20 protein-coding genes are annotated in these 20582 nt (G+C 72.0%); 9 read left to right on the forward strand and 11 right to left on the reverse strand.

The genetic code is table 11. From position 1 onward, the window contains the following. Positions 1-78 precede the first annotated feature (78 nt). Complete coding sequence (locus E5083_RS19080) at positions 79-1128, forward strand: LacI family DNA-binding transcriptional regulator (RefSeq protein ID WP_135786900.1); 1050 nt, start codon at positions 79-81, stop codon at positions 1126-1128. A 5-nt stretch (positions 1129-1133) separates the two neighbouring features. On the opposite strand, the gene E5083_RS19085 is transcribed toward E5083_RS19080, so the two are convergent. From E5083_RS19085 to E5083_RS19105, 5 genes are all read right to left on the reverse strand, one after another. Continuing rightward, a complete protein-coding gene (locus tag E5083_RS19085) occupies positions 1134-2396 on the reverse strand; it encodes a DUF6986 family protein (RefSeq protein ID WP_135786901.1) in 1263 nt (420 codons plus the stop codon). Positions 2397-2521: 125 nt separating this feature from the next. Next, complete coding sequence (locus E5083_RS19090) at positions 2522-3484, reverse strand: electron transfer flavoprotein subunit alpha/FixB family protein (protein WP_135786902.1); 963 nt, start codon at positions 3482-3484, stop codon at positions 2522-2524. 54 nt (positions 3485-3538) lie between these two features. Beyond that, positions 3539-4324 (reverse strand): electron transfer flavoprotein subunit beta/FixA family protein, encoded by a 786-nt coding sequence (locus E5083_RS19095; protein ID WP_135786903.1) that lies wholly within the window; start codon positions 4322-4324, stop codon positions 3539-3541. A gap of 221 nt (positions 4325-4545) precedes the next feature. Beyond that, positions 4546-5055 carry a flavin reductase family protein gene (locus E5083_RS19100; protein ID WP_135786904.1) on the reverse strand — a complete coding sequence of 170 codons (510 nt, stop codon included), beginning with the start codon at positions 5053-5055 and terminating at the stop codon, positions 4546-4548. A gap of 195 nt (positions 5056-5250) precedes the next feature. Beyond that, the gene (locus E5083_RS19105; protein WP_244317581.1) at positions 5251-5655 is read right to left on the reverse strand and encodes a TlpA family protein disulfide reductase; all 405 of its coding nucleotides are present in this window, start codon (positions 5653-5655) and stop codon (positions 5251-5253) included. 204 nt (positions 5656-5859) lie between these two features. On the opposite strand from E5083_RS19105, the gene E5083_RS19110 reads away from it, so the two are divergent. Further along, positions 5860-6588, forward strand: coding sequence for a lysophospholipid acyltransferase family protein (locus E5083_RS19110; protein ID WP_135786906.1), 729 nt, complete (start codon positions 5860-5862; stop codon positions 6586-6588). 66 nt (positions 6589-6654) lie between these two features. Here the strand turns inward: E5083_RS19110 and E5083_RS19115 are convergent, their stop codons facing one another. Genes E5083_RS19115 through E5083_RS19125 form a run of 3 tightly spaced genes read right to left on the reverse strand, consistent with a single transcriptional unit; the run spans position 6655 to position 9907 of the window. Further along, positions 6655-7725: a threonine aldolase family protein gene (locus E5083_RS19115; RefSeq protein ID WP_135786907.1), complete on the reverse strand. Its 1071-nt coding sequence runs from the start codon at positions 7723-7725 to the stop codon at positions 6655-6657. After that, positions 7722-8468, reverse strand: a complete 747-nt coding sequence (locus E5083_RS19120) for an SDR family NAD(P)-dependent oxidoreductase (protein WP_135787054.1) — start codon at positions 8466-8468, stop codon at positions 7722-7724. The genes E5083_RS19115 and E5083_RS19120 overlap by 4 nt, the downstream gene beginning before the upstream one ends. A gap of 41 nt (positions 8469-8509) precedes the next feature. Next, the gene (locus E5083_RS19125) at positions 8510-9907 is read right to left on the reverse strand and encodes a DUF6421 family protein (RefSeq protein ID WP_135786908.1); all 1398 of its coding nucleotides are present in this window, start codon (positions 9905-9907) and stop codon (positions 8510-8512) included. Positions 9908-10250: 343 nt separating this feature from the next. Here E5083_RS19125 and E5083_RS19130 point away from each other — a divergent pair, with 343 nt between their 5' ends. Further along, complete coding sequence (locus E5083_RS19130) at positions 10251-10934, forward strand: glycerophosphodiester phosphodiesterase (RefSeq protein ID WP_135786909.1); 684 nt, start codon at positions 10251-10253, stop codon at positions 10932-10934. Between the two features lie 4 nt (positions 10935-10938). On the opposite strand, the gene E5083_RS19135 is transcribed toward E5083_RS19130, so the two are convergent. Beyond that, positions 10939-11475 (reverse strand): GNAT family N-acetyltransferase, encoded by a 537-nt coding sequence (locus tag E5083_RS19135; protein ID WP_135786910.1) that lies wholly within the window; start codon positions 11473-11475, stop codon positions 10939-10941. A 68-nt stretch (positions 11476-11543) separates the two neighbouring features. Between E5083_RS19135 and E5083_RS19140 the strand changes: the two genes are divergently transcribed. Beyond that, positions 11544-11936: a VOC family protein gene (locus E5083_RS19140; protein WP_135786911.1), complete on the forward strand. Its 393-nt coding sequence runs from the start codon at positions 11544-11546 to the stop codon at positions 11934-11936. Positions 11937-11946: 10 nt separating this feature from the next. Here E5083_RS19140 and E5083_RS19145 read toward each other — a convergent pair whose 3' ends face one another. Then, entirely contained in the window at positions 11947-12477 is a 531-nt protein-coding gene (locus E5083_RS19145) for a MarR family winged helix-turn-helix transcriptional regulator (RefSeq protein WP_135786912.1), read from the reverse strand. 26 nt (positions 12478-12503) lie between these two features. After that, the gene (locus E5083_RS19150; RefSeq protein WP_208754086.1) at positions 12504-14060 is read right to left on the reverse strand and encodes an FUSC family protein; all 1557 of its coding nucleotides are present in this window, start codon (positions 14058-14060) and stop codon (positions 12504-12506) included. 174 nt (positions 14061-14234) lie between these two features. Between E5083_RS19150 and E5083_RS19155 the strand changes: the two genes are divergently transcribed. The 5 genes from E5083_RS19155 to E5083_RS19175 all read left to right on the forward strand — a co-directional run bounded on the left by E5083_RS19155 (position 14235) and on the right by E5083_RS19175 (position 20512). Then, positions 14235-14780 carry a DUF5134 domain-containing protein gene (locus E5083_RS19155; RefSeq protein WP_135786914.1) on the forward strand — a complete coding sequence of 182 codons (546 nt, stop codon included), beginning with the start codon at positions 14235-14237 and terminating at the stop codon, positions 14778-14780. Between the two features lie 84 nt (positions 14781-14864). Next, positions 14865-15797 (forward strand): M56 family metallopeptidase, encoded by a 933-nt coding sequence (locus tag E5083_RS19160; protein WP_135786915.1) that lies wholly within the window; start codon positions 14865-14867, stop codon positions 15795-15797. 40 nt (positions 15798-15837) lie between these two features. Beyond that, positions 15838-19131, forward strand: a complete 3294-nt coding sequence (locus tag E5083_RS19165; RefSeq protein ID WP_135786916.1) for an NACHT domain-containing protein — start codon at positions 15838-15840, stop codon at positions 19129-19131. A gap of 32 nt (positions 19132-19163) precedes the next feature. After that, positions 19164-19805, forward strand: a complete 642-nt coding sequence (locus E5083_RS19170; protein ID WP_135786917.1) for a phosphatase PAP2 family protein — start codon at positions 19164-19166, stop codon at positions 19803-19805. Further along, complete coding sequence (locus E5083_RS19175) at positions 19802-20512, forward strand: HAD family hydrolase (RefSeq protein WP_135786918.1); 711 nt, start codon at positions 19802-19804, stop codon at positions 20510-20512. The genes E5083_RS19170 and E5083_RS19175 overlap by 4 nt, the downstream gene beginning before the upstream one ends. The last annotated feature ends 70 nt before the right edge of the window (positions 20513-20582 follow it).

Genomic DNA, 20582 nt, shown 5'->3' on the forward strand with positions numbered 1-20582 from the left:
CTTGTACCGGCCTTCGATTGCCCGCACCACCCCGCGTCACCTCGCGACACCCCGGACAACAGGACAGGACACCGCACCGTGCCCGACACCACCCGCCGAGCAGACCGCGCCAACGGCAGCCGTTACGGCAACCGGCCCACCATGAAGGACGTGGCCGCACGGGCCGGGGTCGGCCTGAAGACGGTGTCCCGCGTGGTCAACGGCGAGCCCGGCGTCACCCCGGACACGGAGCGGCGGGTGCGGGAGGCGATCGAGGCGCTCGGTTTCCGGCGCAACGACAGCGCGCGGGTGCTGCGCAAGGGCCGTACCGCGAGCATCGGCCTGGTGCTGGAGGACCTCGCGGACCCGTTCTACGGGCCGCTGAGCCGCGCCGTCGAGGAGGTGGCCCGCGCGCACGGGGCGCTGCTGATCAACGGGTCCAGCGCCGAGGACCCGGAGCGGGAGCAGGAGTTGGCGCTGGCGCTGTGCGCGCGGCGGGTGGACGGCCTGGTGGTGATCCCGGCCGGGGACGACCACCGCTACCTGGAGCCGGAGATCCGGGCGGGCGTGGCCACGGTGTTCGTGGACCGGCCGGCCGGGGGCATCGACGCGGACGTGGTGCTGTCGGACAACTTCGGCGGCGCCCGTGACGGGGTGGCCCATCTGATCGCGCACGGCCACCGCCGGATCGGCTTCATCGGTGACATGCCCCGCATCCACACGGCCGCCGAGCGGCTGCGCGGTTACCGGGCGGCGATGGAGGACGCGGGGATACCGGTCGCGGAGGGCTGGATGTCGCTGGGGGCGACCGATCCGGAGCGGGTGCGGCGGGCCACGGAGGAGATGCTCGCCGGGCCCGACCCGGTCACCGCCGTCTTCACCGGCAACAACCGGGTGACGGTCACCGTGATCCGGGTCCTGGCCGAGTACGACCGGCCGGTCGCCCTGGTCGGGTTCGACGACTTCGAGCTGGCCGACCTGCTCCAGCCGGGCGTGACGGTGGTCGCGCAGGACGCGGCAGCCCTCGGCCGTACCGCCGCCGACCGCCTCTTCCAGCGCCTCGACGGCGCCCCCGGCACCCCGGAACGCCTGGAACTGCCGACCCGGCTGATCACGCGGGGCTCGGGCGAGCTGCCCCCGGCGCACTGAACCCGCTACTGGGGCCGGAGGGCCGCCAGGTTCTCCAGCTCGGCCCGGCTCAGCCCGCTCGCGGCCGTCACCTCCGCGCTGTCGAGGGCGCCGCAGTGCAGTCCCCGGAGCAGGTAACCGCTCAACGCCCGCGCGGTGGCGGGCTCGTCCAGCACATCGCCCTGGGTGCGGGCGGTGTAGGCGGCGAGGCGGGCCGCCGCCTGGGCGAACCCCTCGCGGTAGAAGGCGAAGACGGCCGCGTACCGGGTGGGGAGATGGCCGGGGTGCATGTCCCAGCCCTGGTGGTAGGCGCGGGCCAGGGCGCGGCGGGTGAGCCGGTAGTGCAGCCGCCAGGCGTCGTGCACCTGCGCGGTGGGGCCGACCGGCAGCACATTGGTGGAGCCGTCCGAGACGCGTACGCCGGTGCCCGCTGCCGCGACCTGCATCACCGCCTTGGCGTGGTCGGCGGCGGGGTGGTCGGGTGCCTGGTGGGCGGCGGAGACCCCGAGGGCGGCGCTGTAGTCGAAGGTGCCGTAGTGCAGTCCAGTGGCCCGGCCTCCGGCCGCCTGGATCATGCGGGCGACGGTGGCGGTGCCGTCCGTGGCGAGGATGGCCTGGCTGGTCTCGATCTGGATCTCGAAGCCGAGCCGCCCGGCCTCCAGCCCGTGCGCCCGCTCGAAGGCGTCCAGTACGCGGGCGAACGCCGCGACCTGCTCGGCGTACGTCACCTTCGGCAGCGTCAGGTTCAGCCCCTTGGGCAGCCCGCCGGCCGCCAGCAGCCCGGTGAGGAAGACGTCGAGCGTACGGATGCCCCGCTCGCGCACCCCCGCCTCCATGCACTTCACCCGCACACCGAGGTACGGGGGCGCGTCCTCGGCGAGCAGCCGGGCGGCGCGGGCCGCGTCCTCGTCCTCCTCGGCGTCCGGCCGGTGCCCGTACCCGTCCTCGAAGTCGACCCGCAGGTCTTCCACGGGTTCGCGCTCCAGCTTGGCCCGGACCCGCTCGTACACCGGCCCGGCGAGTTCCCCGTCCAGCCCGAGCACGGCACCGAACGAGCCCGCGTCCGGGGCGTGTTCGTCGAGCGCGGCCAGCGCCCGGTCGCCCCAGTCGCGTACGGTGCCCGCGCCGAAGACATCGCCCGGCACGTACACGGTGTGCACGGGCTGACGCGTGCCGGGATCGCCGGGGTACCGGAGCGCCAACTCGGCGTCGACGGGCGCGAGAAGCCCGTCGACCTCCTTGCCGACCTCGCCGCCGAGACTCGTCCTGACTTGCTCCTGCCGACCCATCCCACACCCCTCCGGTCTCAACAAACCGTTGAGGGACGGTATCCAGGGGGATTCCGACGGGTCAACAAAGGGCGAGGCCCCCGGGACCGTGTCGGTCGCGGGGGCCTCGTTCGGCGGCGAAGGGGTCAGCCCTTGCGGGTCTTGACTTCCTCGGTGAGCTGGGGGACGACCTCGAAGAGGTCGCCGACCACGCCGTAGTCGACCAGGTCGAAGATCGGGGCCTCGGGGTCCTTGTTGACCGCGACGATCGTCTTCGACGTCTGCATGCCGGCGCGGTGCTGGATGGCACCGGAGATGCCGTTGGCGATGTAGAGCTGCGGCGAGACCGACTTGCCGGTCTGGCCGACCTGGTTGGTGTGCGGGTACCAGCCGGCGTCGACGGCGGCACGCGAGGCGCCGACGGCGGCACCGAGCGAGTCGGCGAGGGCCTCGATCAGCGCGAAGTTGTCCGCGCCGTTGACGCCACGGCCACCGGAGACCACGATCGCGGCCTCGGTCAGCTCCGGGCGGCCGGTCGACTCGCGCGGGGTGCGGCTGGTGACCTTGGTGCCGGTCGCCTGGGCGGAGAAGGTCACCGACAGCGCCTCGGCCGCGCCGGCGGCCGGGGCGGCCTCCACGGCGGCCGAGTTCGGCTTGACCGTGATGACCGGGGTGCCCTTGGTGACCTGGGACTTGGTGGTGTACGACGCGGCGAACACCGACTGGGTGGCGACGGGACCCTCGGCCCCGGCCTCCAGGTCGACGGCGTCCGTGATCAGACCGGAGCCGGTGCGCAGCGCCAGACGGGCGGCGATCTCCTTGCCCTCCGCGGAGGACGGGACCAGCACGGCGGCCGGGGAGACGGCCTCGACGGCGGCCTGGAGCGCGTCGACCTTGGGGACGACCAGGTAGTCGGCGTACTCGGACGCGTCGTCGGTGAGTACCTTCACCGCGCCGTGCTCGGCGAGGGCGGCGACGGTGTCGGCGGCGCCGTTGCCCAGGGCGACGGCGACGGGCTCGCCGATGCGGCGGGCCAGCGTCAGCAGCTCCAGGGTGGGCTTGCGGACGGCACCGTCCACGTGGTCGACGTAGACGAGGACTTCAGCCATGGGATTGCTCTCCTGCGTAACGAAGTTGAGGGGCGGTCGGCGGGGTGCGGGGCCTTAGATGAACTTCTGGCCCGCGAGGTACTCGGCGAGCTGCTTGCCGCCCTCGCCCTCGTCCTTGACGATCGTGCCCGCGGTGCGCGCCGGGCGCTCGGTCGCGGTCTCGACCTTGGTCCACGCGCCCTCGAGACCGACCTCCTCCGCCTCGATGTCGAGGTCGGACAGGTCCCAGGACTCCACCGGCTTCTTCTTGGCCGCCATGATGCCCTTGAACGACGGGTAACGCGCCTCGCCCGACTGGTCCGTCACGGAGACCACGGCCGGCAGGGACGCCTCGAGCTGCTCGGAGGCGGCGTCGCCGTCGCGGCGGCCCTTGACGGTGCCGTCCTCGACCGAGACCTCGGAGAGCAGGGTCACCTGCGGCACGCCCAGACGCTCGGCGACCAGCGCCGGAACGACACCCATGGTGCCGTCGGTGGAGGCCATGCCGGAGATCACCAGGTCGTAACCGGCCTTCTCGATGGCCTTGGCCAGCACCAGCGAGGTGCCGAGCGCGTCGGTGCCGTGCAGGTCGTCGTCCTCGACGTGGATCGCCTTGTCGGCGCCCATCGAGAGAGCCTTGCGCAGCGCGTCCTTCGCGTCCTCGGGGCCGACGGTCAGCACGGTGACCTCGGCGTCGTCCGCATCCTCCGCGATCTGCAGGGCCTGCTCCACCGCGTACTCGTCGAGTTCGGAGAGCAGACCGTCCACGTCGTCGCGGTCGACGGTCAGGTCATCGGCGAAGTGCCGGTCGCCAGTGGCGTCGGGCACGTACTTCACAGTGACAACGATCCTCAAGCTCACGCCGGCTCTCCTACTGCATCGTCTTTTCCGGGCTGCCTCTTGAAGTGCAGCATAGGCGCCTCAAGCGGCTGATCCCGCTCGGGGCGTCGGTGCGCTCCGACCGAAATATTACTCACCAGTACATCCAGTTCATGCCCGCTAAGCAAGCGCTTTGAACTGTGACCTTCGCAACGCAGCGTAACCGGAACCCGACGGCTCCGCAGAGCCGGGCCCCAACCCGCTCAGTCCCGCAGGGCGTTGAAGCGTCCCTGGTGATAGAGCAGCGGGCGGCCGTCGCCGGACGGGTCGCCGAGCAGCACCTCGGCGAGCACGATCCGGTGGTCCCCGGCCGGTACCCGCCCCACGATCCGGCACACCAGCCAGGCCAGCACATCGTCCAGTACCGGCACACGCTCGGGCCCCTCGCGCCACGCGGTGGACGCCCCGAAGCGGTCGGCGCCGCTGCGGGCGAAGGTGGCGGCCAGCTCGCTCTGGTGCTCGGCGAGCAGATGCACACCGACATGGTCGGTGCGCTGGATGGCGGGCCAGCTCGACCCGCCGGTGCCTATGCCGAAGGAGATCATCGGCGGCTCGGCGGAGACGGAGCTGAGCGAGGTGGCGGTGAAGCCGACCGGGCCGTGCTCGCCGCGCGCGGTGATCACCGCGACACCGGCGGCGTGCCGGCGGAAGACGGAACGCAGCAGGTCCGGCGAGGCGGGCTGACGGGAACCGAGGCCGGGGGTGGCCGTCATGGGGTCGTCCTTCTGCTGACGGGGGCGAGCTGATGGGGTCCGGTGCTGTTCAACGGCCCCGGCAGCGGGCGCTCCCGAGGCGGGCCGGGCCGCTGGGGACGACCGGTCCGGCGAGAAGGTGTTCGATCGGCACCGGGCCAGGCTGACGACAGACGGCGGGCGCAGTCAAGTCGCCGCCGTGGCGCCCGGGAGCGCTCAGCCATCGTGCCGCCCGCTCACGGCCTCGCCCAGCGCGGCGATGACATCGGCCCTGCGTGGCTGCCCCTGGGCGCGCCGCACGACCGCGCCTCCCGCGTCGAGGACGAGCACGGTGGGGGTCTTCAGGATGCCGAGTTCGCGCACGAGTTCCAGCCGGGCCTCCGCGTCGATCTCGACGTGGGCGACGCCGGGCACCATCCGGGCGACCTCGGCGAGGGTGCGCCGGGTGGCCCGGCAGGGCGCGCAGAAGGCGGAGGAGAACTGCACGAGGGTGGCCCGCTCCCCCGGTTCGCCGCCGAGTTCGGCCGCCGTCAGCCGCCGTCCGTCGTCCGCCCCGCGCACCCGTCTCCTCCACCCTGCCGCCACCGCGGCACCGCTCGCCCGATCCGTCCTCAACACCAGCACATCGAGGGCCGAATGGATTCCCCGCCTCCGAAAGAGGGGGTCGAGGGCGGACGTGACGAGGATCTCGCCGCCACCGGGCACCAGGACTGGTCACCCGCCCGTTCTTGGGGCACGATCTGCGAGAGCCGTAAACCTACGGCTCCGTAACTTCCCGCCGGGAGCCCCCTTTCCCGAGCAGAGCAGAAAGGGACCACCCCGCTTATGGCAGAGCTGGTCTACCGTCCCGTCGTCGGTCTCGCCAAGACGATGTTCAAGGTCTGGGACCTCAAGATCGACTGCCAGGGGTCGGAGAACATCCCGCGCACCGGCGGTGCCGTGCTGGTGAGCAATCACATCAGCTACCTGGACTTCATCTTCAACGGCCTGGCCGCGCTGCCGCAGAAGCGCCTGGTGCGGTTCATGGCCAAGGAGTCGGTGTTCCGGCACAAGGTGTCGGGCCCGCTGATGCGCGGCATGAAGCACATCCCGGTCGACCGCGAGCAGGGCGAGACGGCGTACGCGCACGCGCTGGCGTCGCTGCGCGCCGGGGAGATCGTCGGGGTGTTCCCCGAGGCGACGATCTCGCAGTCCTTCACGCTGAAGGGCTTCAAGTCCGGTGCCGCGCGCCTGGCCCAGGAGGCGGGCGTGCCGCTGGTGCCGATGGCGCTGTGGGGCACCCAGCGGCTGTGGACCAAGGGCCAGCCGCGCAACTTCAAGCGCAGCCACACCCCGATCACCATGCGGGTCGGCGAGGCGCTGGAGGCGTCGCGCGAGCAGTACGCGGGCGCGATCACCCGCCGGCTGCGCGAGCGCGTCCAGGAGTTGCTGGACGCCGCTCAGCGCGCCTACCCGGCCCGCCCGAAGGGTGCCGAGGACTCCTGGTGGCTCCCCGCCCACCTGGGCGGCACGGCCCCGACGAACGAGCAGTTGCGCGCGGCCGAGGCCCTGTGAGACGACGACGGCCCGGCCGGACGATGCACCGTCCGGCCGGGCCGTTCTTGCGTCTTACGGAGGCCCTCAGCGGGCCATCTCCTCCTTGAGCGCCGCCACGAAGGTGTCGACGTCGTCCTCGGTGGTGTCGAAGGCGCACATCCAGCGGACGTCACCGGCCGCCTCGTCCCAGAAGTAGAAGCGGAACCGCTTCTGCAGCCGGACGCTCACGTCGTGCGGGAGCCGGGCGAAGACGCCGTTGGCCTGCACCGGGTGCAGGATCTCCACGCCGTGCACCGCGCGGACGCCCTCGGCGAGCCGCTGGGCCATCTCGTTGGCGTGCCGGGCGTTGCGCAGCCAGAGGTCCTTGGCGAACAGGGCCTCCAACTGCACCGACACGAAGCGCATCTTGGACGCGAGCTGCATGGACAGCTTGCGCAGGTGCTTCATGTGCGAGACGGCGTCCTGGTTGATGACGACGACCGCCTCGCCGAACAGGGCGCCGTTCTTGGTCCCGCCCAGCGAGAGGATGTCGACGCCGACCGCGTTGGTGAACGCCCGCATGGGGACGTTCAGGGAGGCGGCGGCGTTGGATATCCGGGAGCCGTCCAGGTGCACCTTCATGCCGTGCGCGTGGGCGTGTTCGCAGATCGCGCGGATCTCGTCCGGCGTGTAGAGGGTGCCCAGCTCGGTGGACTGGGTGATCGAGACGACCTGGGGCATCGCCCGGTGCTCGTCGTCCCAGCCGAACGCCTGCCGGTCGATCAGCTCGGGGGTGAGCTTGCCGTCCGGGGTCGGCACGGTGAGCAGCTTCAGCCCGCCCATCCGCTCGGGCGCGCCGCCCTCGTCCACGTTGATGTGCGCGCTCTCGGCGCAGATCACCGCGCCCCAGCGGTCGGTGACCGCCTGGAGCGCCACGACGTTGGCGCCGGTGCCGTTGAACACCGGGAACGCCTCGGCGGTCGCGCCGAAGTGGCTGCGGATGATCCGCTGGAGGTTCTCGGTGTACTCGTCCTCGCCGTACGCGACCTGGTGGCCGCCGTTGGCCAGGGCCACGGCGGCGAGCACCTCGGGGTGCGCACCGGCGTAGTTGTCGCTGGCGAAACCGCGGACCTGCGGGTCGTGGTGACGACGGGCGTCGGTCCTGGGAGGGTTCACGGCTTCTCGGTCAGCCACAGACGGTTTCCGTTCACTTCGGCGGCGGGCCTGCCCCAGACGCCCTCGATGGCCTCGGCCAGCTCCTTGACGTCCGTGAAGCCCGCGAACTTCGCGCCTGGGCGCTCCGCGCGCATCGCGTCGTGCACCAGCGCCTTCACTACCAGGATGGCAGCCGCGGCCTGCGGGCCGTCCTCGCCCCCCGCCTTGCGGAAGCCGTCGGCCATGGCCAGCGTCCACGCCTCGGCCGCGGCCTTGGCGGCGGAGTACGCGGCGTTGCCAGCGGTCGGCTTGGACGCGCCGGCGGCGCTGATCAGCAGGTAGCGGCCGTCGCCGGCCCGCTGGAGCGCGTCGTAGAAGGCCAGCGAGGTGTGCTGGACGGTGCGGATCAGCAGCTTCTCCAGCAGGTCCCAGTCGGCCAGGTCGGTGTCGTCGAACTTGGCGCCGCCGCGCCAGCCGCCGACCAGGTGGACCAGGCCGTCGACGCGGCCGAACTCCTTCTCGATACCGGCGGCCCAGGCGCGGGTGGAGTCCAGGTCGAGCAGGTCGACCGTCTCGCCGGTGACGGTGGCGCCGCCGTTGGCGTAGCGGGCCGCGTCCACGGCCTCCGCCAGCCGGGCCGGGTCGTTGTCCGCGCCGACCACGGTCGCGCCCGCCTCGGCGAGCCTGATCAGGGTGGCCCGTCCCGCCGGTCCGCCCGCACCGGCGACCGCGATCACCGCGCCCCGAAGAGCCCCGTTCTGCATCGTCTTCCCTTCTCCCACTGCCGTGTCGTCCCGGCGGTCGCTCACGCGGCGATCCGCTCGGCGCCGTCCGCCGTGATGCCCTTGGTCTCGGCGATCACATTCTTCAGCTTCTTGGCCAGTGCCTCGTAGAACATGCTCAGCGGAAACTCGTCCGGGAGCACGTCGTCGACCAGCTTGCGCGGCGGCAGGCTCAGGTCGAGGGCGTCGGGGCCCTTGGCCCACGTGGAGCCGGGGTGCGGGGAGAGGTAGGAGGCGACGAGGTCGTACCCGGCGAACCAGTGGACCAGCTTGGGGCGGTCGATGCCGTCGCGGTAGAGCTGCTCGATGTCGGCGCAGAGCTGGTTGGTGACCTGCGGGGCGCGCTCCCAGTCGATGGCGAGCTTGTTGTCGGTCCAGCGGACCACGTCGTGCTTGTGCAGGTAGGCGAAGAGGAGCTGGCCGCCGAGCCCGTCGTAGTTGCGGTTGCGGTCGCCGGTGACCGGGAAGCGGAACATCCGGTCGAAGAGCACCGCGTACTGCACGTCACGGGCCTGCGGGACGCCGTCCGACTCCAGCTTCACGGCCTCCTTGAAGGCGGTGAGGTCGCAGCGCAGCTCCTCCAGGCCGTACATCCAGAACGGCTGGCGCTGCTTGATCATGAACGGGTCGAACGGCAGGTCGCCGTGGCTGTGGGTGCGGTCGTGGACCATGTCCCAGAGCACGAACGCCTCTTCGCAGCGCTTCTGGTCGTGCACCATCGCGGCGATGTCCTCGGGCAGCTCCAGGCCCAGGATGCCGACGGCGGCGTCGGTGACCCGGCGGAAGCGGGCGGCCTCGCGGTCGCAGAAGATGCCACCCCAGGAGAAACGTTCCGGCGCCTCGCGGACGGCGATGGTCTCCGGGAAGAGGACGGCGGAGTTGGTGTCGTACCCGGCCGTGAAGTCCTCGAAGGTGATGCCGCAGAACAGCGGGTTGTCGTACCGGGTGCGCTCCAGCTCGGCCAGCCAGTCCGGCCAGACCATGCGCAGCACGACCGCCTCGAGGTTGCGGTCCGGGTTGCCGTTCTGCGTGTACATCGGGAAGACGACCAGGTGCTGGAGGCCGTCCGCGCGGTTGGCCGCCGGCTGGAAGGCCAGCAGCGAGTCCAGGAAGTCCGGTACCTCGAAGCCGCCCTCGGCCCAGCGGCGCAGGTCGGCCACGAGCGCGCGGTGGTACGCCGCGTCGTGCGGGACCAGGGGGGAGAGCTGCTCCACCGCGTCCACGACCCGGCCCACGGCCGCCTCGGCCTCGGCCCGCTCGGGGGCGCCCTCGGCGGTGAAGTCGATCGAGCCGTCCTTCGCCTGCCATGGCCGGATCTGCTCCACCGCGCCCTTGAGGACGGGCCACGCCGGGTGCTCGACCACCCTGGTCAGCGAAGGAACCTGTCCCTCCGGACCGGCCTGCACAAGAATTTCCGTCATGTCCCATCCTCCACGGGAGAACCTCGCGTATGGACACCGTATGCATACCCCGTTTTGCCGAACAAGAGGGGGCTCGGGAAATTATTCTGCGCGGCCGCATGGTCACCGCTGTTTTTCCCGCCTCAAACCGTGACCGCGCTCACTTTCGCTGCGGGTGGTGAGGCGGTCCGGGAGCGTGACCGGATGCCCCGATCCGGCCACAAAGCATCCGGCGCCGCGCCGGTGACTTCGCGATCGCCCAGGTGAGGGCATCGCCGTTAGGCTGCGAGCCAGGCGTGCGGACGACGACACTCCGTCGGGTCCGCGAGAAGCCGATCCGCCGTCGACGGAAGCGAGTTGAACCTTGAACTTCCTTACCATCGGGCACCGTGGGGTCATGGGTGTCGAGCCCGAGAACACGCTCCGTTCCTTCGCCGCCGCCGAGCAGGCCGGGCTGGACCTGATCGAACTCGATCTGCACCTGAGCAAGGACGGTGCGCTGATCGTCATGCATGACGCCGCCGTGGACCGGACCACGGACGGCACCGGGCAGATCGCCGAGAAGACCCTCGCGGAGCTGCGCGCCCTGGACGCGGGGCGCGGCGAGCGGGTGCCGGTGTTCGAAGAGGTGCTGGACGCGGTCCGGGCGCCGGTCCAGGCCGAGATCAAGGACGTGGCCGCCGCGAAGGCGCTGGCGGAGGTGATGCTGCGGCGGGACCTGGTCTCCCGCGTGGAGGTCATCTCCTTTCACGACGAGGCGCTCGCCGAGATCTCCCGGCTGGTGCCGGGGGTGCGCACCGCGCTGGTGGCCGAGCACTACGGCCCGGAGGTGGTGGACCGCGCGGTCGCGGTCGGCGCGGCGACCCTCTGTCTGGACGTCCGCCGGCTGACGCTGGAGGTCGTGGAGAGGGCGCGTGCGGCGGGCCTCAGGGTCTTCGCCTGGGTGGTGAACACCCAGGACGAGCTGCGGCTGGTGCGCGCCCTCCAGTTGGACGGCGCGACCACCGACCTCCCGGACATCAAGCGCACCGGCCGCTTCACGGCCTAGGCGCTCACACCAGCGGCTTGACCAGCAGCTCGAAGCGAAGGTCGGGGCGGCGCGGGATGCCGAAGCGCTCGTCGCCGTACGGGAACGGGGTCATCTCACCCGTACGGCGGTAGCCCCGGCGCTCGTACCAGCCGATCAGGTCGTCGCGGACCGAGATCACCGTCATGTGCATCTCGGTGGCGCCCCAGTCGGCCCGCGCCAGCCGCTCCGCCTCCGCCATGACCGCCTTGCCGAGGCCCGACCCCTGGAGGGTGGGGCTGACCGCGAACATGCCGAAGTAGGCGTACGTGCCCCGGTGTTCGAGCTGGCAGCAGGCGACGATCCGGCCCTCCCGCTCCACCACGAGCAGCCTGCTGTCCGGCGTCTTGATGACCTGGCGCACCCCCTCGGGGTCGGTGCGCTGCCCGTCCAGTATGTCCGCCTCGGTGGTCCACCCGGCCCGGCTGGCGTCCCCCCGGTACGCCGACTCGACGAGCGCGACGAGGGCGTCCACATCGGCGTCGGTGGCGTCACGGAACGTCGGTCCGGTGGGGGTCTCCATGGGGTGTACTCCGATCTGGGCGCGGCTCGACAGGGACGAGCCTAGTCGGGCGGCTAGGCTCCGCTCGCATGGTGCATGTACTGAGCAGCCGGACCCTCATCCGCCCCACGGACCCCGAGCGCTCCCGTGCCTTCTACGGCGGACAACTGGGGCTTGCCGTCTACCGCGAGTTCGGGGAGGGGCCCGAGCGCGGGACCGTCTACTTCCTGGGCGGCGGCTTCCTCGAACTCTCCGGGCGCTCGGAGACCCCGCTCGCCCCGTCGGTGTGCCTCTGGCTCCAGGTGCCGGACGCGGCCGCGGCGCACGACGAGCTGGCGGCCGAGGGCGTGGAGATCGTGCGGGCGCCGGTCCGGGAGCCGTGGGGGCTGATCGAGATGTGGATCGCCGACCCGGACGGCATCCCGATCGTGCTGGTGGAGACTCCGGCGGACCATCCGCTGCGGTACCGGCCGGGGATCTGACGGCCCTCCGTCAGCCGCGCAGGGCGCCCAGCCGGCCCTCCAGCCCGTCGAGGAGACCGGCGAGCAGGCCGGACAGCTCGTCCTGGCGGTCGGGGTTCAGTACGGACAACACCGCCTCCTCGTAAGCGAGTTGCTCGGGCAGGATGCCGTCCACGAGGTCGCGGCCGGCGTCGGTGAGGCGGAGGTGGGAGACGCGGCGGTCACGGGTGTCGCCGCGCCGCTCGACCAGTCCGCGCTCGGTGAGCTGCTTGACCCGCTTGGTCACGGCCGCCCCCGAGGAGAAGGTCTCCCGCGCCAGCTCCCCCGGCGTCAGCTCGTGCCCGGTACGGCGGAGCGCGCCCAGCAGGTCGAACTCCGCCCTGCTGAGCCCGGCCCGCCGCAGCGGGGCGTCCTCGGCCTGCTGGAGGAGGGCGGCGCAGCGGTTGATCCGGCCGATGACCTCCATGGGCCCGGTGTCCAGCGCGGGGTGCACGGCACGCCACTGCCGGACGACCGAGGCGACGGTGTCCGTCCTCGGGCGCTGGTCTCCCGTGTCGGTCATGGCCGTGTGTCCTCCGTGGTGCCGGGTCAGTCCTGCGTCAGGTCCTGCTTCAAGGGTGCGACCGCTCGGTGCCGCACCGCCGCCGCGAGCGTACGGTGTCCGGCCTGCTCGGCGAGCGCGAGGCGTTCGGCGGGGAAGGGCCGCTGCCACCACTCCCCCTGCGCGGCGGCAGTGGTCGCGTACAGGTCGGTCAGCGCGACGGCGAGGGCCCGGCGGGCGGCCGGGAGGGCGTGGGGCGCGGGGTGGGCCAGCAGGTGTTCGGTATGCGCGCTGGCGCTCTCGACGGCGGTCAGGGCGTCGTGCACGCGGTCACCCGCCCGCCGGTTGGTGACGATCACGGCGGCGGCGAACCCGGCCAGCGCGCCGACCAGGGTGTCCAGCACCCGCTGGGTGATCAGCAGGCCCGGGTCCTGGAGATGGGTGAACTCGGTGATGAGCAGCGCCATGGGCGTGACGCAGACCGTACCGAGCCAGTAGTTGCGGGCGATGAGCGCCTCCGCGCCGAAGCTGCACGCCAGGCAGCACAGGACGAGCGTGACGGGGTGGAGATGGGTCAGCGGGGTGAGCGCGGCGAAGACGAGGACACCGAGGAGGTTGCCGACGACGCGCTGGACGCTCCGGTGCCAGGTGAGGGTGACGTTGGCCTGGTAGAGGGAGGCGGCGGTGACGAGGGCCCAGTAGGGGCGGCCCACGCCGAGGGAGAGGGCGGCCAGACCGGCCAGCGCGCAGCCCAGGGCAGTGCGGGTGGCTATGGGGGCCAGGTGCTTGAAGGGGATGCGGGCGGGGCGGGGGTGGGCGTCGACCGGGTTGGTGGCTTCCGCTTGCGGTACCGGGCCGGTGCCGCGCAGGGCTTGGGCCCACGCACGCAGTTGGGCGGGGCCGGCGTCGGCGGCCTCGGCGCGGAGCAGCAGGTTCTCGAGGGCGCGCCGGGTGGAGTCGGGGCGGACGCCGGGGGCGCGGAGGGCCTGCCAGGCGGTGTGCAGGGCCGCGTGGGCGGGTGCGTGGCCCTGGTCGGCGAGGTCGGCGGCGGCATGGAGGGCTGCGGCGACGGCCCGCCGCTCGGGCCCATGCGGGCGGAGCACTCTGGGCGCCATGCAGACGAGCCACGCCCAGGCGCCGGCGGCGAGGGTGAGTCCGAGGTGGGCGGGGACCTGGCCGGGGGTCTGCGGGACGAACAGGGCGGCGGAGCTGATGAAGGTGACGACCACGTTGCCGGGCGGCCCGACACGGGTGGCCTCGCAGACCGTCTTCTGCGCGGCGGCCAGCAGGGCGCCGACGAGCACCAGGGCGACGGGGCCGGGGGTGAGCGCCGAGGCGACCAGGGCGACGGCGAGTCCGGCTGTCATGCCGAGCACGACCCCGGTGAGGAGGCGGGCGCGGGCCGCGTAGGGGCGCTGGTGGCCGTAGAGCGCGCAGAGCGACCCGGCCATCGTGTAGAGGGCGAGGTCGAGGCGGCCGAGGGCCAGCAGGAGGAGGTTGGGCGGGGCCGCCGACACGACCACGCTCAGAGCGGGCTTGAACCAGATGGCGGAGGGTCCCTGGAGGCGGAGCGCCTGGACGAGGGGGAGACGGCGGCTGCTCATACGAATAATTTAACAGGTGTTTCACCAGTAAAAGACTTATCGCGGCCTCGCAACCGCCCTGGTCACACGCCGCGCTCCGGTGAACGCTCCCCGTACACCCCCTTGCGCTCGCGTGCGCTGTGCGTGGCGTGGGCATCGCATCCCTCGACATGGCGTCGAACGGGGGTGGTGCGCGTGCACGGACCGGTGTCACCGGCCTGGCTGCTGGTCGCGCTCTGCGCGGCGACCGGCGCCTACTGCCTGCTGCGGATGCGCAGCGGGGTCGAGGAACAGCGCCGCGCGGCGGGCGGCGAGGCGCTGATGGGCTTCGGGATGGCGGCAATGGCGATACCGGCGGCGGTGTTCGCCCCGCCGCGCTGGGTGTGGCCGCTGTACGCGGCGGTCTTCGGCCTGGCCGCCCTGCGTGCGCTGTGGTCGGCGCGGCGGAGCGCCCACCATCTGCACCATCTGCTGGGCAGTACGGCGATGGTGTACATGGCGGTACTGATGGCCGCCGCCCCGGCTCACCACCACCACACCGGCGCCTCCGGCCCAGCCTGGCTGACGGGCGCGCTGCTGCTCTACTTCACCGGCTACGTCCTGCTGACCGGCGCCCGTCTGGCGCCCGTGACCGTGCGGGGCGGCCCCGGCTCGGTGCCGTGGGGTGACCGGACCGAACTGTCCCGGGTGTGCCGGCTGTCGATGGGGATAGGCATGCTGGCGATGCTTCTGACGATGTGACACCTCAAGCGGTGTGCGGCGCGCGGGAGTTGTCTGCGTCACTTCGGCGCCGGTGAGCGGTCCGGTGCTCATAGGGTGCTGCCCATGAGCGTCCCCGTGGCACTGCTGCTGCTCGGCATCCTGACCTCCGTCGCCGCCCCGCGCCTGCTGGCCCGCGCCGACTGGCCGGACCGGGAGCCGGTGGTGGCGCTGTGGGCCTGGCAGTGCGTGGTGGCCGCCGTCCTGCTGTGCTGCGCGCTGTCGATGACACTGAGCGCGGCGGCGGCCTGGCAGGAGGTGCGCGGGCATCTGTTCAGCGGGGCTCCGCACGGGGTGGTCGAGGCGTACGCCCTCGGTGCGGCCGGTCCCTGGGCCGCGCCGACCGCCGTGACGCTGGCCTGCGGAGGGCTGTGGACCCTGGCGATGCTGGCCGGCGAGGTGCTGCACGCGCGGCGCCGCCGAGGGGCGCGCCGGACCGAACTCCTGGAGCGAGCGCCCCTGTTGCCGGGCGAGGAACCGGGCGGACGGCTGGTGGTCCTGGAGGGCGACCGCCCGGACGCGTACTGGCTCCCCGGTACCACTCCCCAGCTCGTGGTCACCACGGCCGCCCTCCGCCGTCTCAAGGGCAGCCGTCTGGACGCCCTGCTCGCCCACGAACAGGACCACGCCCGCTTCCGGCACGACTGGCTGCTGCACTGCTCCGCCGCCCTGGCCGGTGGCTTCCCCCAGGTCCGGGTCTTCGCCGCCTTCCGCGACGAGATGCACCGCCTGGTCGAACTGGCCGCCGACGACACCGCCTCCCGCCGCTTCGGCCGCGTCACCACCGCCCTCGCCCTGGTCGACCTCAATGAGGACCGGGGCGTCTTCGGCCCCTCCCCCACGCCCCAGGCCCAACTCCCCCAGCGTGTCAACCGCCTTCTCACGGCCCCGCCCCGCCTTCCGGCCCCCCAGCGCCTCCGCCTGACGGCAACCGCCGCACTGGTACCGGTACTTCCGGTGATCGTCGCTTTCGTTCCGGGGCTGCGGGCGTTGCATTAGGGTCTGTCGTCCCAAGTGGACGACATGGGGGGGCAGTCGGATGACGGGGGTACGCCCGGCGTTACGCGTCCTGGCGGGAGCGGCGCTCGCGGTCACCGTGGGCGTGGCGACGAACCAGGTGCTCAACGACGGCAAGCTGAGCTGGACTTGGCTCTATGCCTCGCTGTGCGTCTCGGTGTTGAGCCTGCTGTACTCCGAGTTGGGGAGCGCGGGCGACACGGGGACGGCCCACGGCGGCCGCCGGGTGTACTTACGCCAACTGCGGGCGAGCGTGCGGGACATGGAGACGGTCGGCATCGCCACGCAGAGCGAGTTCGTGTTCCGGATGCGTCAGGTGTACGTCGACGTCAGCGTGGTCCCTCAAGTCCTGCACGCGGCGGCCAGGGAGCCGTACGTCGGTCCGGCCGGCGGCGGTGAGCGCAGGAGCCTGGCCTCGGTGCTGCGCGAGGGCGACGGTGCGGAGACGTCCCGTGTCCTGGCGGTCATCGGCGGCCCGGGCTCCGGCAAGACGACGCTGGCCCGCAACACGGCACTGGAGCTGTGCGCACACCGCTGGCGGCCGTGGAAGCGGCGGCTGCCGGTGCTGCTCTACCTCCGCGACCACGCCTCCGCCCTGCTGGCCGACGAGCCCCCGGCACTGGAGACGGTGGCCGTCTCGGCGGGCTGGCTGGACGGCAAGGTCCCGGCCCGCTGGCTCGCCCGCCGTCTCGACCGGGGCGGCTGCGTGGTCCTGCTGGACGGCCTCGACGAGGTCGCCGACCCGGCGGAACGCGGCCGGGTGGTGGCCTGGGTCGCCCGGCAGGTCCAACGGCACCCCCGGAACACGTACGTGGTGACGTCCCGGCCGCACGGTTACGAGACGAATCCGCTGCCGGGCGCGGAGGTCCTCCAGGTCCGCCGGTTCACCTGGGAGCAGATCGAGCGCTTCCTCCGCCAGTGGTCGTACGCCACGGAGAGCCGCGCGCGGGGCACCACCGGCCCCGAGGCGCATACGGCCGCCGACCGCACCGCCACCGACCTCCTGACCCGCCTCCGCCGACAGCCGGCCCTCTACGACCTGGCGGCGAACCCGCTGTTGCTCACGATGACGGCCAATGTGCATCGGTACCGAGGCCAACTTCCGGGCAGTCGGGCGGAGTTGTACGCCGAGATGTGTGACGTACTGCTCCACCGGCGTTCCGAGGCGCGCGGTCTCACCGACGCAACGGGGCTTGCCGGGCCGCACAAGCAGCATGTCGCTCAGCATCTCGCGCTGGCGATGATGCGGGCGCGGGTGCGGGACTGGCCCGTACGGGACGCGGCGCGGGCGATCCGGCTGGCGTTGCGGCAGGTGCCGGGGCGGGTGAGCGCGGAGGTGTTTTTGGAGGAGGCCCGGAAGAGCGGGCTGCTGGTGGAGCGGGAGCACCACGTGTACGGGTTCGCCCACCTCACGCTCCAGGAGTACTTGGCAGCGGCCCAGCTCAGCGCTCCGCACGCGGACACCGGCGTCCTCACATCGAACGTCGGCTCACCGTGGTGGCGCGAGACGATCCTGCTCTGGTCGGCCGGGAACGACGCGACGCCCGTCATCACCGCCTGCCTGGACAGCGGTGCGGTCCCCGCGCTGGCCCTCGCCTTCGACTGTGCGGAGGAGGCGAGGACCGTGGACCCGGATGCGCGGAGCCGACTGGAGTCCCTGCTGACTCCGCCCGGCCCCGACGAGCCCCGCGACCCCGCGCAGGCGCGTCTGATGGCCCAGGTCCTGGCGACGCGGAGTCTGCGCGAGACGGTGCGGATCGACGACACGACCACGTTGTGCGCCCGGCCGGTTCCGCACGAGTTGTATGCGGCGTTCGTCCATGAGGAGAGGGCGGTGAGGCGGCATCATTCCGTCCCGCCGCAGTCGTCAGGGAGCGCCGGTGGGGCGGCGGTGGGCATGCAGGCGGGTGACGCGGAGCGCTTCGTGGAGTGGGTCAACTGCCTTGCTCTGGACGAGGAAAGCACCTACCGGCTGCCGACCCCGGCGGAGCTGGGCGATCCGGCGGCCGTGACTCTCATCCCGGCCGGACAGACCGTGTGGGCACAGGAACGCGCCAGGACGCTCCTTCATCAGCCTGAAGGAGCCGGCTGGCCCTACCTCAGGTCGGCCGAGTGGATCAGCGCCATCGTGTCCGCCGACCTGGAGCTGCTCAAACCCTGCCTGCAGCTCCTGGGCACGCCGGAGCAGCAACGCACGCGGGTGATCGCCTGGATCAAAGTCCTCGCCACCGCTCTCGCCTACCCGTCCGAGCTGGGCGGGGACCCGGCCACGACCCCGCTGAAACTGCCCTTCCTCCTGGGCATGGCGGCTGCCATCGACAAACTTCGCCTGTGCGCAGAGGCCGTTACCGGCGCCCATGAGAGCGCCCTCGCGTTCCTGCGTGCGTTCGATGTCGCCCGAACCTTGGCTCACGCCGTCGAGACCGTCTCGATCCAAGAGATCTCCGTGTACCTCGACCCGTTGCTCGCCGGTGCCCTCCACCGCGCCCATTCGGTCATTCGCGCCCGCTCCCTGTCCGACTTCGCCGCCGGGCCGAACCGAGTTCGTCACCTCGCCCGGAGCCTCGACCTCCCTCCCACCCTCACGCCCACGTGGCGTCACGCCTACCGCCTTGACCTCGACCGCGCACTCGAACATGCCCAAGGGCTCGACGCATACTTGCTTCACGAACTCGATGTCGCTTTCTCAGCAGCGATTTCCAGGCCCACAGGCGACCGCGACCAGGCGACTGCGGTCGTTTCGAACGGCTCTCTGCTGTCGCGCGACCACGAACTCGATCTCGCCCTGAGCCTCGCCGTCGACGCCGCCCGCGGCTCCAGCATTCAGGTGCTCGGTCTGGCCCTGCGTACTTTCCGCTTCCTGACCATCCGCTGGCCTCAGATCCCGTCAGCCACCGACGAGGAACTGTCCATTTCCGCCATCCTCACGGCACGGGCAACCGCAGCGAGCAGGCTCACTGACCGCCGCTCTCCACGAGCCCTGGAAGATCCGCAGCCCGCCCTACGTCTGCAGCTCGACACCCTCCAATCGACAGCCATCGAGCATCCGGCTGAACAGGCGCGCGTTCTGACGGAGGACGTCACGGAACTCCTCTCCGCGATACGTGACCGGACCGTCCCCGGCGACCCACTGGCCCTGTCCTGCGCCCGCACTGCACTCATCGCGGCGATGGTCGATGTCGAAGAGTCGACGTGGCGCCACACGGGCAGAAGCGGCCACCTGTACCGGGTCTGGCAAAGCCTCGCGGCCCTGGAAGCCTCCCTCGACAACCCCACCACCGCGAACCAGATCCTCCTCCTGGCCCGCGGGTCATAGCCCCCAGCCCCCTCATCGACGAAGATCCCCCCATGTCCCGCCAATCCCCCCGAACCACCCTCCTCCTGGCCCTCCCCTCCGCCCTGCTCCTCACCCTCGTCGCCATCGACTGGTCCCCCCTTCTCGCCCTGGACGAAGACACCGCCCGCACCACTCACCGTTGGGCCGTCAGGGACCGGGACCTCACGCAGACCTTCCGGGTGCTGACCGACTGGGTATGGGACCCGGTGACCATGCGGCTGCTCTGCGCCGGAGTCGCCCTGTGGCTGGTCTGGAGAAGGGCGGCCTGGTGGACGGCGCTCTGGCTGCTGGTCACCTGTGCCGTGGCCGCGGTGGTGCAGCAGGCGATCAAGGCGGGCGTCGCGCGGCCGCGCCCGGTGTGGCCGGACCCCGTGGACAGTGCGCGCTTCGCCGCGTTCCCGTCCGGGCACGCCATGACGGCCACCGTGGTGTGCGGGTTGCTCCTGTGGCTGATCCGCGAGCACGGGGTGCGTGGGCCCCGTTGGTACGGCGCGGTCGCCGTGGCCACCGTCTCCGTACTCGGCGTCGGCCTCACGCGCGTCTGGCTGGGCGTGCACTGGTTCTCGGACGTGCTCGGGGGTTGGCTGTTCGGGGCGTTGGTGGTGGCCGGTGCCGTACTGGTCCACGAGCGCAGGAGTAAGGTCCGCCCATGACCGCTGTGTTGTTCGACTTCTCGGGCACGCTGTGCCGCATAGAGTCCACCGAGTCCTGGCTGCGCGCCACCCTCGCGGCGACCGGCACCAGGATGGAGGAGCCCCAACTCAGCGCAGCGGCAGCCGCGTTGGAGGTCGCGGGCGCGCTGCCCGGCGGCGCCGAACCGGCCTCCGTGCCAGAGGAGTTGGCCGGCGCCTGGGCCGAGCGGGATCTCCACGCCGCGTCGCACCGGGCCGCGTACACCGGCCTGTCCCGGCAGGTCCGGTTGCCCGCCGACGACCTCCACGACGCGCTGTACGACCGCCACATGACCCCCGCCGCATGGACCCCGTACCCCGACACGGCCCAAGTCCTCGCAGAACTGCGCCAACGCGGAATCGCCGTCGGCATCGTCAGCAACATCGGCTGGGACCTGCGCCCGGTCTTCCGGAAGCACGGGCTCGACAAGTACGTGGACGCGTATGTGCTGTCGTACGAGCACGGCGTACGCAAGCCGGACCCCCGCCTGTTCGCGGCCGCCTGCGCGGAGTTGGGGGTCGAGCCCGAGCACACGCTGATGGTCGGGGACAACAGGGCCGCGGACGGGGGCGCCGCCGCGCTCGGCTGCCGGGTGCACTTCGTGGACCATCTGCCGGCGGCCGAACGTCCGGACGCGCTGCTGCCCGTACTGGACCTGCTGCGGAACGCGGAACTGCCGCCCGTCTGAGGCGCTCCCCCGCGGCGCTCAGACGAACGGCAGCCCTGAAAAGGCCCCGCGCGATGCGGTGCCTCACGCC

Origin of the sequence: Streptomyces bauhiniae (genome assembly GCF_004784475.1) — a bacterium.
GTDB lineage: Bacteria > Actinomycetota > Actinomycetes > Streptomycetales > Streptomycetaceae > Streptomyces > Streptomyces seoulensis.